Source organism: Kluyvera sp. CRP (genome assembly GCF_019930565.1).
Classification (GTDB): Bacteria; Pseudomonadota; Gammaproteobacteria; order Enterobacterales; family Enterobacteriaceae; genus Kluyvera; species Kluyvera georgiana_A.
On record NZ_CP082841.1, the window covers coordinates 571231 to 583571 of the forward strand.

The 12341-nt window shown below is 54.8% G+C and carries 17 protein-coding genes; 5 read left to right on the top strand and 12 right to left on the bottom strand.

All coding sequences use genetic code 11. The features are described from left to right. Nucleotides 1-140 precede the first annotated feature (140 nt). From rplI to rpsF, 4 genes are read right to left on the bottom strand one after another with little or no spacing between them, the layout of a single operon-like run. A complete protein-coding gene (gene rplI / locus K7B04_RS02615; RefSeq protein ID WP_163445842.1) occupies nt 141-590 on the bottom strand; it encodes a 50S ribosomal protein L9 in 450 nt (149 codons plus the stop codon). Nucleotides 591-631: 41 nt separating this feature from the next. Further along, nucleotides 632-859: a 30S ribosomal protein S18 gene (rpsR, locus tag K7B04_RS02620; protein ID WP_000135199.1), complete on the bottom strand. Its 228-nt coding sequence runs from the start codon at nt 857-859 to the stop codon at nt 632-634. A gap of 4 nt (nt 860-863) precedes the next feature. Further along, nucleotides 864-1178, bottom strand: a complete 315-nt coding sequence (priB, locus tag K7B04_RS02625; RefSeq protein ID WP_064546888.1) for a primosomal replication protein N — start codon at nt 1176-1178, stop codon at nt 864-866. A 6-nt stretch (nt 1179-1184) separates the two neighbouring features. Further along, on the bottom strand, nt 1185-1580 hold the full coding sequence (gene rpsF / locus K7B04_RS02630) for a 30S ribosomal protein S6 (protein ID WP_042321529.1): 396 nt from the start codon (nt 1578-1580) through the stop codon (nt 1185-1187). Nucleotides 1581-1918: 338 nt separating this feature from the next. On the opposite strand from rpsF, the gene K7B04_RS02635 reads away from it, so the two are divergent. Next, nucleotides 1919-2194: a DUF1471 domain-containing protein gene (locus K7B04_RS02635; RefSeq protein ID WP_163445843.1), complete on the top strand. Its 276-nt coding sequence runs from the start codon at nt 1919-1921 to the stop codon at nt 2192-2194. A gap of 80 nt (nt 2195-2274) precedes the next feature. Here the strand turns inward: K7B04_RS02635 and K7B04_RS02640 are convergent, their stop codons facing one another. The 6 genes from K7B04_RS02640 to ulaA are packed head-to-tail and all read right to left on the bottom strand — an operon-like array spanning nt 2275 to nt 6680. Beyond that, nucleotides 2275-2958 carry an L-ribulose-5-phosphate 4-epimerase gene (locus tag K7B04_RS02640; protein WP_223803446.1) on the bottom strand — a complete coding sequence of 228 codons (684 nt, stop codon included), beginning with the start codon at nt 2956-2958 and terminating at the stop codon, nt 2275-2277. Beyond that, nucleotides 2958-3812, bottom strand: a complete 855-nt coding sequence (locus K7B04_RS02645; protein WP_167577049.1) for an L-ribulose-5-phosphate 3-epimerase — start codon at nt 3810-3812, stop codon at nt 2958-2960. The genes K7B04_RS02640 and K7B04_RS02645 overlap by 1 nt, the downstream gene beginning before the upstream one ends. A 10-nt stretch (nt 3813-3822) precedes the next feature. Beyond that, entirely contained in the window at nt 3823-4473 is a 651-nt protein-coding gene (locus K7B04_RS02650; protein WP_223803447.1) for a 3-keto-L-gulonate-6-phosphate decarboxylase UlaD, read from the bottom strand. Nucleotides 4474-4485: 12 nt separating this feature from the next. Then, nucleotides 4486-4953 (bottom strand): PTS ascorbate transporter subunit IIA, encoded by a 468-nt coding sequence (ulaC, locus tag K7B04_RS02655; protein WP_223803448.1) that lies wholly within the window; start codon nt 4951-4953, stop codon nt 4486-4488. A gap of 9 nt (nt 4954-4962) precedes the next feature. Continuing rightward, the gene (gene ulaB / locus K7B04_RS02660; protein ID WP_163445848.1) at nt 4963-5268 is read right to left on the bottom strand and encodes a PTS ascorbate transporter subunit IIB; all 306 of its coding nucleotides are present in this window, start codon (nt 5266-5268) and stop codon (nt 4963-4965) included. Between the two features lie 11 nt (nt 5269-5279). Beyond that, on the bottom strand, nt 5280-6680 hold the full coding sequence (gene ulaA, locus K7B04_RS02665) for a PTS ascorbate transporter subunit IIC (protein WP_163445849.1): 1401 nt from the start codon (nt 6678-6680) through the stop codon (nt 5280-5282). 362 nt (nt 6681-7042) lie between these two features. On the opposite strand from ulaA, the gene ulaG reads away from it, so the two are divergent. Further along, on the top strand, nt 7043-8107 hold the full coding sequence (ulaG, locus tag K7B04_RS02670) for an L-ascorbate 6-phosphate lactonase (RefSeq protein WP_223804112.1): 1065 nt from the start codon (nt 7043-7045) through the stop codon (nt 8105-8107). Nucleotides 8108-8256: 149 nt separating this feature from the next. Next, complete coding sequence (gene ulaR, locus K7B04_RS02675; RefSeq protein WP_167577052.1) at nt 8257-9012, top strand: HTH-type transcriptional regulator UlaR; 756 nt, start codon at nt 8257-8259, stop codon at nt 9010-9012. Here ulaR and yjfP read toward each other — a convergent pair. After that, nucleotides 9009-9737 carry an esterase gene (gene yjfP / locus K7B04_RS02680; RefSeq protein ID WP_163445852.1) on the bottom strand — a complete coding sequence of 243 codons (729 nt, stop codon included), beginning with the start codon at nt 9735-9737 and terminating at the stop codon, nt 9009-9011. The two genes, ulaR and yjfP, sit on opposite strands and share 4 nt — an antisense overlap. Nucleotides 9738-9942: 205 nt before the next feature. Between yjfP and bsmA the strand changes: the two genes are divergently transcribed. Next, nucleotides 9943-10251, top strand: coding sequence for a biofilm peroxide resistance protein BsmA (gene bsmA, locus K7B04_RS02685; protein ID WP_223803449.1), 309 nt, complete (start codon nt 9943-9945; stop codon nt 10249-10251). Between the two features lie 116 nt (nt 10252-10367). Next, nucleotides 10368-10655 carry a DUF1471 family protease activator YjfN gene (yjfN, locus tag K7B04_RS02690; protein ID WP_275957282.1) on the top strand — a complete coding sequence of 96 codons (288 nt, stop codon included), beginning with the start codon at nt 10368-10370 and terminating at the stop codon, nt 10653-10655. Between the two features lie 57 nt (nt 10656-10712). On the opposite strand, the gene K7B04_RS02695 is transcribed toward yjfN, so the two are convergent. Further along, complete coding sequence (locus tag K7B04_RS02695) at nt 10713-12326, bottom strand: isovaleryl-CoA dehydrogenase (protein ID WP_223803450.1); 1614 nt, start codon at nt 12324-12326, stop codon at nt 10713-10715. Nucleotides 12327-12341: the final 15 nt, after the last annotated feature.

Sequence of the window (12341 nt, forward strand, 5' to 3'; positions counted from 1 at the left end):
CCAAAAAATTAAAATATTGTTTTAATTTTTTGATTATCGCGAAAAGGATGAAAAATAGCCAGTCGAAAAGTGGTGGCTCAGAAAGGCAAAACGCCGGCACGAGGCCGGCGTCTTGTTGTTATCAAAACGTGGGTTGCAGATTACTCAGCAACAACGTTGATGATAACTTTAGCGAACACTTCGCTGTGAACCTGGAAGTCCACTTCATGCTCACCAGTGGTACGCAGAACGCCGTTCGGCAGACGAACTTCGCTCTTAGCAACTTTAACGCCAGCTGCAGTTACAGCGTCAGCGATGTCGCGAGTACCGATGGAACCGAACAGTTTACCTTCGTCGCCAGCTTTAGACGCGATGGTTACGGATTCCAGTGCGTTGATCTGCGCAGCACGAGCTTCAGCAGCAGACAGAACTTCAGCCAGTTTGGCTTCCAGTTCAGCGCGGCGTGCTTCGAAGAATTCAACGTTTTTCTTGGTAGCAGGAACAGCTTTACCCTGCGGGACCAGGAAGTTACGAGCGTAGCCCGCTTTAACGTTAACCTGATCACCCAGGCTACCCAGGTTTGCTACTTTATCAAGCAGAATAACTTGCATTACCTTATCCTCTCAAAGTCGTATTAATGGACCGTGACCGATTACTGATGACGATCAGTGTACGGCAGCAGGGACAGGTAGCGAGCGCGTTTGATAGCGCGTGCCAGCTGACGCTGATATTTTGCACGGGTACCGGTGATACGGCTCGGGACAATCTTACCGCTTTCGGTGATGTAGTTTTTCAGCGTAGCGATATCTTTATAGTCGATCTCTTGAACGCCTTCCGCGGTGAAACGGCAGAACTTGCGACGACGGAAATAACGTGCCATATGGCTAGTCTCCAGAATCTATCAATTCAATCTGCTCGGCATGCAGTACCATTTTGCTCAGGCCATTCTTTGCTTTGTGGCAACAGATAAAGCCCTGCACGGTGACTGCGCTACCGACCGTTATACTGTGAGTAATGGCCTGGTTTTCCTGCCCGCTGATTATTACAGGCATTTGGCACCACGCCTGCCGGTGAAACCCGGCTTCCTCCTGCACAGAACGATGCTCAAGCACGAACTGGCAATGAGGAATTCCTGATGGACTGACCTTTCGAAGGGGCATCCTGCACACGGTGCCGGACAACACCAGACGGTTGGTCATCAGAAATTACTCTTCAGAATCCCCAGCTTCAGCATCATCTGCGGTTTCGTTAGCGAAATCATCGCGACGTTCACGACGCTCGTCTTTCGCTTTAACCATCGGAGATGCTTCAGTAACAGCGTGTTTAGTACGCATAACCATGCTGCGGATAACGGCATCGTTGAAGCGGAAGGTAGTTTCCAGCTCATCGATCACTTCCTGCGGCGCTTCAACGTTCAGCAGAACGTAGTGAGCTTTGTGCAGTTTGTTGATCGGGTAAGCCAGCTGACGGCGGCCCCAGTCTTCCAGACGGTGGATCTTGCCTTCTGCACCAGTGATGGCAGCAGAGTAACGCTCGATCATACCCGGAACCTGTTCGCTCTGGTCAGGATGGACCATAAAAACGATTTCGTAATGACGCATCGAATTGCTCCTTACGGATTATTCAGCCTCCTGTCTGGGTCAGCCGCGGCCCATGGAGGCAAGGAACGTGTTAAAGGGCGGCTGAAAAATTGACGCGTCATAATACTTGCCTCCCCCCTGAAACTCAAGCTAATTGCACAAAAAGTTCGCACAAAGCGTGAAGTTGATCTAAGTAGATGATTTAAAATTGAACAGTAACGGATGATGCATTTTTTTGAACGACAGCATCAGAAATGGTCGCGATACATCCGCTAAAGAGTGATTACACTTAAATCAGAAGCCCCCCACCACCACAGGAGAGCCGAGTAACCGTCAGGACCGTGAGTCAGGAGTCGAGTATGAAAAACATCATGATTGCCATTATCGCTACGCTACTGGTTAGCGCCAGCGCACAGGCCGCCATTAAGATCGATGGCCGTCAGGCGCGTAACATGGACGATGTTCACAGCCTGGGGGTTATCTATATCAATCATAATATCGCCACTGAGCAAGAGGCCGATCGGGCGCTCAGTCAGGAGAGCGATGCTCAGGGAGCAAAATACTTCCAGCCAATCCTGGTGCATGAACCGGGCAGCGACGGCTTGATCCACGCCAGCGCCGCGCTGTATCGCTAATAGCGATAAAAAAGGCTCCGGAATCAGACCCGTCACATCCCAGGGATGTACAGATTCCGGAGCCACATTAGTGCCGCCAGCTACTGTCCGTAGTAGGCATTTGGCCCGTGTTTACGCATAAAGTGTTTATTCATGAGATAGCCGTCGATGGGGCTGAGCGCTGGGTTAATCCCGCGCGCAATCCACGCCATTCGAGCCACCTCTTCCATCACCACGGCGTTATGCACCGCATCGTGCGCGTCTTTACCCCAGGCAAACGGGCCGTGCTGATAAACCACAACGCCTGGCGTATGCAGTGGCTCAACGTCGCCCAACGTTTCGATAATCACCTTACCTGTGTTCAGCTCATACTCCCCCTGCACTTCAACCTCGCTCAGGCCGCGCGTACAGGGAATATCGCCAAAGAAGTAGTCGGCATGAGTGGTGCCCAGAGCCGGGATCGCCAATCCGGCTTGCGCCCAGGCCGTGGCGTGAGTCGAGTGGGTATGCACGACGCCGCCAAGCGACGGGTAGCGTTGGTATAGCGCCAGATGCGTGGCGGTATCGGAAGAGGGCCGGAACCGCCCTTCCACCACGTTTCCAGCCATATCAACCACCACCATGTCGTCCACGCTCATCGTCTCATAGGCGACGCCGCTGGGTTTGATCACTATCACGCCGCGCTCGCGGTCAATGGCACTGACGTTGCCCCAGGTAAAGGTCACCAGCCCGTAGCGCGGCAGATCCATATTGGCTTCAAACACTTGCTGCTTTAGCGTTTTCATTATGCCGCCTCCAGCAAACCGGCGCGGGCCATCCGCGCTTTCACCCAATCGCGGGCTTTCGCCACTTCCGCCAGCGGATCGGCAGCCGTTTCGCTCCACATTTCAATCAGATAGGGTCCACAGTAGCCGCTTTCCCGCAGCGTGGTGAAGCAACGTTCGAAATCGACAACGCCTTCACCAAAGGGCACGTTCTTGAACACGCCGGGTTTCGTGTCCTTCACGTGTACGGCCACAATGTGCCCCATCCCCGCCTGAAGCTCCATCTGCACATCGTTATCCCACGCCGACAGGTTGCCGATGTCGGGATAGAGCTGGAACCACGGATTATTGAGGTAGTGCGCGTAACCCAACGCTTTGCTGATCGAGTTCATCAACGGGTAATCCATGATCTCCATCGCCAGCGTCACCTGCGCACGACTGGCCATTTCAACGCTCTCTTTGAGCCCGTCACGGAAGCGACGGCGCGTTTCATCGTTCGCCTGCTGGTAGTAAACGTCGTAGCCCGCCAGTTGAATTACCCGAATGCCGATATCCTGGGCAAACTGGATGGCTTTACGCATGATCTCCAGCCCCTGGTTGCGAACGGCGTCATCTTCACTGCCGAGCGGGAAACGGCGATGGGCGCTCAGGCACATCGACGGTACGCGTACGCCGGTTTCGGCAATCGCGCTCACCAGCGCTAAGCGCTGCTCGCGGCTCCAGTCGAGACGCGCAAGGCGCTCGTCGGTTTCATCAACCGACATTTCAACAAAATCAAAACCCAGCGTTTTCGCCAGCCGCAGACGTTCGAGCCAGCACTCCCCGGCAGGGAGCGCTTTTTCGTAGATGCCAAGCGGCGTTTGTTTCGACAACATAGGCCGCTCCTTAGCCCCAGAGCTGAGCAATAGAACTCTTAAACTGACGCGCCGCTTCCACCGGGGATGCCGCATCGCGAATGCTGCGCCCGGCGATAAAGACGTGGATTGGAATGCCGGCGAACAGCGGCAGGTCTTCCAGTGCCAGCCCACCGGTGACGGTGACTTTAAAGCCCATATCCGCCAGACGCTTAATCGCGCTGATATCCGCGTCACTCCACGCCACGCCCGCGGCCTGCGCATCGCGACTGCGGTGATAGACAACCTGCTGAATACCCGCATTGCGCCATTCCTGTGCCTGTTCCCAGGTCCAGAAACCGGTTAACTCGATCTGCACGTCGCCGCTAAACTCTTTCGCCACCTCCAGCGCGCCTTTGGCAGTGTTGATATCAGCACAGCAGATCACGGTGACCCAGTCGGCGTTGGCCTCAAAACACATACGGGAGAGAATTTTGCCCGCATCAGCGATTTTGGCGTCCGCCAGCACGATTTTATGCGGGTACAGCGCCTTCAGATCGCGGACGGCACGTACGCCTTCACCCACGCAAAGAATGGTGCCAACCTCGATAATATCGACCTCTTCCGCAATCAGGCGGGTGGTTTCATAAGCGTGGGACAGCGTCTGGTTATCCAGCGCCACCTGCAACATTGGTAATGACATTTTGATTCTCCCTTACACAGCCGCCGCGGTGGCGCTATCGATTAAATCCAGTACATCCTGCTCGCTGCGGCAGGCGCGTAAACGGTCGAAGTTAGCTTCATCTTCAAACAGATTGACGATCTGCATGATGCCGTCTTCCTGATGCGTGCGGGCATCTACCGCCGCCAGGGTAATAAGGATATCGACCGGATCGTTATCTTCATGGTTGAACACCAACGGTGTTTTCAGCGTGACCAGCGCAAAGCCGTTTTTCTTCACCCCTTCCTCTGGCCGGCCATGCGGCATAGCCAGGCCTGGCGCAATCACAAAATAGGGGCCAAAACGCTCCACGCCGTCGAGAATGGCCTGGAAGTAGCGAGGCTCAACCACCTCGGCCTCCACCAGCAGGTCAACGCCCAGTTTGACCGCCTCCTGCCAGCTGTTCGCTTCTGCCTGCAGGCGGATGGAATGATTTTCCGCCAATGAATCACGTAGCTTCATGACTGACCCTTACTTAACGTCTTTCGGAAAATGCGCGTTGATCACTTCCATCAGCTTCGGCCCAAAATCAGCCGCCGAGAGCATGTTGCGCACCCCTACCACGTATTTGTTGCCGGAGACGGTGATTTCGCTCGCCACATGGGTGGAGGCAATAATGATATCGGCTCCGCTCAGTTCACTTTTGTACTCGCCGACGGCGCAGCTGTTTACCGTATGGTCTACGCCCTGCTCTTTGAGGAACTGGTCGACTTTCATTTTCATAATCATGGAGCTGCCTTGCCCACAACCACATACAGCCAGGATACGTACGGTCATAATCACACTCCTTAGTGAGCAGAAACTTCTGCCATTTGTTTTTGTGCATCTTCCTCGGCGCGCAGACTGCGGCCAGCGAAGAACATATAAGCCAGGGCAATCACGATAATGACGGCCATAAAAATCAGTCCAATGGAGGCAAAGCCCTGCATCATCGGTGGTGCCAGAATCGACCAGTCAGCCATGCCCATCCAGGCGCTCATGCCGGTGAGTTTCACCGCCCACACGCAGCCGAAGATTTCAATCATCCCCATCACCAGACAAATTTTGAGCGCCGCTCGCCAGCCGCCAAAGTGGTTCGCGAACACGCCAATGGTGGCGTTGGAGAAAAACATCGGGATAAAGCCAGGAATAATCAGGATGGAAGAGCCGCAGGCCACCAGGATGCCAACGGCAATCAACTGGCCGATGGTGCCCCACATAAAGCCCCACACCACGGCATTCGGCGCAAAGCTATAGATGGCGGCACAGTCAATCGCCAACACGGCGCCGGGGATCAGCCGCTGCGAGATGCCGTTAAAGGCCTCCGAAAGCTCGGCGACGAACATGCGTACGCCCTGGGTAATGATGAAAATCGCCACGGCAAACGAGAAGCCGGTTTGCAGGATATAGATAGACCAGTGGGTCTTACCGGCCATGGCCTGCACCACGTCAAGGCCGAAGGAGAGCAGAATGGCGCCGAAAAAGACGGTCATCACAATCGCCGTCGAGACGATATTGTCATGGAAAATATTCAGCCACCCCGGCAGTTTTAACTCTTCAACGCTCTCCTCTTTTTTACCGAGATACGGCGCTACCTTGTAAGCAATCCACGACGCGAACTGCTGTTGGTGGCCGATGGAGAAGCCGCAGTTATCCGTCACTTCCTGAGTCGGCTTGTACATCATGTTGGAGGTAATCCCCCAGTAGAGCGACACCAGCACCGCGGTGCAGATAATGGTGGTCCACATGGAATAACCACAGATATAGAAGAATACGGCGATAAGCCCGGCCTGCTGGAACATGATGTGGCCGGTGAGCATGATGGTGCGGATGCCGGTAATTCGCCGCAGCAGCACGTAGCAGATGTTCAGCGCCAGCGCGAGCAGCACCGCATATCCCACCCAGCTATAGGCCTCGCCCATACGTTCAATGGTCGCCATCATGGATGCGTAGGTATCGGAAATCGCGCCGTTGATGCCATAAACCTCAGACATTTTCGCCACCACCGGTTTAAAGGTGCTGGTCAGAATGCCGGAACCCGCCTGCAGCAGCATAAAACCGATAATGGTTTTGATGGTGCCCTTGATAATCACGCTCACGCTTTTACGCAGCAGGATGTAGCCGATACAGGTCACGATACCCAGCAGCAGCGGGGCGTTGGTCATCACCTGGTTAAAAAAGACGGTAAAGATGTTGTAGAGGATCTCCATAACGCTCTCCAGTAAATGAGGATGCTGAACCGACAGCCCTGTTCAGCCGGGTGCTAAACACTCTAATAATCAAAAATAATCACAACAAGATTTAATTTGATTAAGTGTGACGGACGCCGCAATAATAAGCTTATGCTTAACATGGAATAGTGATCTCTTAAGAAAAAATAAAAATAAACAATATAAATCAATAAATTAAAAATAAAACATAGACTAACCATTGCTGATTAATCGTTACAAAATGGACTAAAACAGCGAATCAGACCAAAATCCCCCCATTGCATTTGTGAAAAAATGGTGAGAATATCAATCACAACAAATCACCAAATGATTACTTGTGACGTATTTCAGAGGAAAACATGATGAGTAAAATAGAGACCATTTCGCGAGAATCCTGGATCCTGAGCACCTTCCCGGAGTGGGGGAGCTGGCTAAATGAAGAGATTGAACAAGAGCAGGTCGCGCCGGGGACCTTTGCGATGTGGTGGCTTGGCTGCACTGGAATCTGGCTGAAATCAGAAGGGGGCGCCAACGTCTGTGTCGATTTCTGGTGCGGTACCGGCAAACAGAGCCATGGCAACCCGTTGATGAAGCAGGGCCACCAGATGCAGCGCATGGCTGGGGTGAAAAAGCTGCAGCCTAACCTGCGCACCACGCCTTTCGTGCTGGATCCTTTCGCTATTCGCCAGATCGATGCCGTACTGGCAACACACGATCATAACGATCATATCGACGTCAACGTTACCGCCGCGGTCATGCAGAACTGTGCCGATAACGTGCCGTTTATCGGCCCGCAAACCTGCGTAGACTTGTGGATAGGCTGGGGCGTGCCGAAAGAACGCTGTATCGTGGTAAAACCGGGCGACATCGTTAAAGTTAAAGACATTGAAATTCATGCACTTGATGCCTTTGACCGTACCGCGCTGATTACGCTGCCGGCGGACCAGAAAGCGGCCGGCGTTCTGCCGGACGGTATGGACGCGCGCGCAGTGAACTATCTGTTCAAAACCCCAGGCGGAACCCTGTACCACAGCGGCGACTCCCACTATTCCAACTACTACGCGAAACACGGCAACGAGCATCATATTGACGTGGCGCTGGGCTCTTATGGCGAGAACCCGCGCGGGATTACCGACAAAATGACCAGCGCCGATATCCTGCGTATGGGGGAAGCGCTGAACGCCAAAGTTGTGATTCCGTTCCACCACGATATCTGGTCAAACTTCCAGGCCGATCCGCAGGAAATTCGTGTGCTGTGGGAGATGAAAAAAGATCGCCTGAAGTACGGATTCAAACCTTTCATCTGGCAAGTGGGCGGCAAATTTACCTGGCCGCTGGATAAAGACAACTTTGAATACCATTATCCACGCGGTTTTGACGACTGCTTCACGATTGAACCGGATCTGCCTTTCAAATCGTTCCTGTAGTCAGGCTTCCCGGCATCGCTACGCTCGGCCGAGCACAACGATGCCGGGGAATTCCGCCACCTTTTCCCCTTCCCTCGCGTATATAGTTTTAGTAATTTGCTGATATTTCAAATATCATCTTTACTCATCATTTTTTTTCGGAATAGCTCATGACGGAAGCGCAAAGACATCAGATTCTACTGGAACTGCTGGCACAGGCGGGCTTTGTTACAGTAGAGCAGGTGATTTCCCGTCTGGGGATTTCCCCCGCGACGGCTCGCCGGGATATCAACAAACTGGATGAAAGCGGCAAGCTGAAGAAGGTGCGTAACGGTGCCGAAGCCATCAGTCAGCAGGCCCCGCGCTGGTCGCCAATGAACATTCACCAGGCGCAAAACCACGATGAAAAGGTGCGCATCGCCAAAGCCGCCGCGCAACTGGTGATGCCCGGCGAGAGCGTGGTCATCAACTGCGGTTCAACGGCCTTTCTGGTCGGCCAGGAAATTTGCGGCAAACCGGTGCAGATCATCACCAACTATCTGCCGCTGGCGAACTATCTGATCGACAAAGAACACGACAGCGTGATCATCATGGGGGGGCAGTACAACCGCAGCCACGCGATTACTCTGAGCCCGCAGGGCAGCGAGAATAGCCTCTACGCCGGACACTGGATGTTTACCAGCGGTAAAGGGCTAACGGCGGAGGGGTTGTACAAAACCGACATGCTTACCGCGATGGCAGAACAGAAAATGCTCAATGTCGTCGGTAAACTGGCGGTGCTGGTCGACAGCAGTAAGGTTGGCGAGCGCGCAGGCATGCTGTTCAGCCGCGCCGATGAGATAGATTTGCTCATCACCGGCAAGCAGGCCGACCCGGAGATCCTCAAAAAGCTGGAGGATCAAGGCGTGCAAGTGATCCGCGTTTAAAGATGCTGGCGGAAAAACGCCACCGTGCTGTCCAGCGCCTCTGGCGTAATACGGTGGCGAACGCCCGCCTGCCAGAGGCAGGTGAGATGCGTATCCAGCCCGGCATCCCGCAACGCCTGCTGCAGGCGGAAGGTTTCTCCGGCTGGCACCACATCATCTTCTTCACCGTGCCACAGTAACAGTGGCCTGTCGGACAGGCGCGCCAACTGATGGCCCACGTCCCATTTTGCCAGCGGAGCCATCAGGCGTTCCCGCTGCTGTGGCTGAGGTGGAAACAGCGTAGCGGAAAGCCCGGTGAAATAGCCCGAGCCCATCAGGCTGGCGACACACTTCAGTTCGGGATGATGCGTCATCAACCCCAGCGCGGTCATGCCCCCCATCGATGCGCCAGCCACCGCCAGCCGCCCTTCGCTCACCATTCCGCTTGCCAGCAGCGCGTCGCGCAGCGCCGGAAACTCGGTGAAATTCTGTAGCAAAATTTGCCAGAAATGCTGCAATCGCTCGGCACCGTCGCCGTTATAACGCTCGCCGTGTTCCGCGGCGTTGGGCATCACCACCCGAAAACCGCCCTGCGCCAGCGCTACGGCAAAATAGCTATAAACCAGGTTAGAAGAGGTAAATCCGTGATAAAACACGATAGTCGGCAGCGCCTTTTCCGCGCCTCCTTTAGGCCAGGCATGCAGAACTTGCTGCCCTGCTAATGTGCGAGTTTCCAGTTCAATCATCGGGCCTCTCCTTTAGCTATGCTGATATAGCAGACGAAATGGATTCAATAATGTAACGACAATACCCCTGATTGATAACATTGAGAACCCGGTTACGGTTTCAGGTTATTTTCATTCGAAAATAGCGCTATGGTTAACAAATCAGGAACATTAACCCAAAAGGGAAATTTTTCCCCACTACACTATGGCTATCAGGAAACGGGAAATGACGATAAAACGGTTAATCCCACTGTTGTTGGCGCTCTCGCTGAGCGGTTGTACCCTGCTGGAAGGCACGCCTGAAGCGCCGCCTCCGGCAACCGACCACCCGCAGGAGATTCGTCGCAACCAGACGGAAGGTTTGCAGCGCATGGGTACGGTTAGCGCGCTGATCTACGGCTCGCCGATGGACGTTGAAGAGACCATCAGGGCGAAAGCCACCGCGCAGAAAGCGGATTACTACGTGATCGTGATGATAGACGATACCGTCGTGCCCGGGCAGTGGTATTCGCAGGCAATCCTTTACCGTAAGTAACCTTGAGCAGCTTTACGTAGGTTTGCACCGTTTCACGTTTCCTTGATGCACAATGACGCCTCTGTCGGAGTACGGAACATGCGTCTGCTATGGACTGCCCTGGTGGGTTAAATGAAATGGAGCTGACGATGAAACAATCACTTACCTTATCTACCCTGCTTTTGTCAGGCGGCAGGCACGCTGCTGCGGCGCAATCGGCAGAGTTCGCCAGTGCTGATTGTGTCACCGGGCTCAATGAGATCGGCCTGATTTCAGTGAACAATGTTGCCGGAAGTCTGGAAGACGTCGAACAGGTTATCGCCCGTAAGGCAGATGAACAGGGTGCCTCCTGGTATCGTATTGTTCAGATGTACGAAGAACCCCAGCAAGATAACTGGCGTGCACAGGCGATTATCTATGCCTGAGACCAGCCGCTAAAGGAAGAAGCGTTCATCTATCACGCTTCTTCCCCCCTTCATGTACTACCTTCCCCTGCCCGTCGCCCGATGTAATACTTCGCTTATCACCTGTTCAGACAGCAGCACGCCGCCGCGCGGATCAAGCATCATACGACACCAGGCCTGAGCCACAGGTGGAGATGCATAGCGCAGCATTTGCGCGCCTACCCCCAGCAAATAGAGTTGCCCGGTAATCTCACGGCCCTGAGCTTGTGACGGCTTGCGTAGCCGCTGCTGAAGCTGACGCCAGTGGCGATCGAAATGGCGATCCAGCCCTTTCACCTCCGCACACTCAGCCGCCAGCAGCGCAAGCGAATCCGGCTGTTTCATCAACACGCGCAGCACATCAAGACACATGATATTGCCGGAGCCTTCCCAGATGCTGTTCACCGGCATCTCGCGATACAGGCGTGGTAGCTCGCTCTCTTCGCAGTAGCCTATCCCGCCCAGCACCTCCATCGCCTCAGCCACGAACGGAATGCCCGCTTTGCAGATGGCGAACTTGGCGGCGGGCGTGAAGAGTCGCGCCCACAGCGCGTCGTGTGGCTGCTCCCAGGCGTTGGCCAGGCGGAACAGGAACGCCGTCTGCCCCTCGAGCTGGAGCGCCATCTTACCCAACACCTGACGCATCAGCGGCAGATCAACCAGGTTATGCCCGAACGCTTGCCTCTGGAAGGCATGATACAGCGCCACCGACAAGGCGCGGCGCATCAAACTGTGGCTGCCCAGCGCGCAGTCAAAGCGCGTCAGGCCGCCCATTTTGAGGATCTGCCGAATCCCCTCGCCTTCTTCGCCCAACGCCCAGCCGAGCGCCTGCTGAAACTCTGCTTCGCTGCTGGCATTCGCGCGGTTGCCCAGCTTGTCTTTCAACCGCTCATGGCGAATGGCGTTGCGCGTGCCATCAGGCAGCAGTCGCGGCACAAAGAAGCAGGTCAGTCCGCCATTGGCCTGCGCCAGCACCAGATGGGCATCGCTCTGGGGTACCGAGAAAAACCATTTATGTCCGGTAAGTTGATAGCTGCCATCCTCCAGCCGCTCTGCACGCGTACTGTTACTCAGCACATCCGAACCACCCTGCTTTTCGGTCATCCCCATGCCAATCAGCAGACCCCGCTTTTGCACACCAGGCTGCTGATGCGGATCGTAGCGGTCGCTCAGCAACGGCGCGCGCCAGTCGGCAAACAGCGGCGGCAGTGCTTGTTGTAATAGCGGCGTGGCGGCGAAAGTCATGGTAATCGGGCATAGCGTGCCGGCTTCCACCTGCGCATGCAGCATAAAGCGCGCGGCGCGAGCCACAAACGCGCCGCTGCGCGCGTCTTCTTCCCAGGGAAGGTTGTGCACACGGTTGGCGCACAGCCCCTGCATCAGCAGATGCCAGGCCGGGTGAAAACGCACGTCGTCCAACCGCTGCCCCTGGGGGTCGTAGCGTAAAAGCTCTGGGGGATGGGCGTTCGCCAGCCTGCCTAACTCTAAGGACTCGGCGGTACCCAGCTGCTGTCCGATACTCGCCAACAGTTCGCTATCCCAACTGGCGCCGTGGCGAGTAATGGCGTCGCAAAGTGCGGTATCAGAAAGGAACAGGTTACTGTTATTTAAGGGAACAGGCTGATTGAAAACGGTGTGAGTTTGCCAGTGCATTGTGTCTCCCTCCGT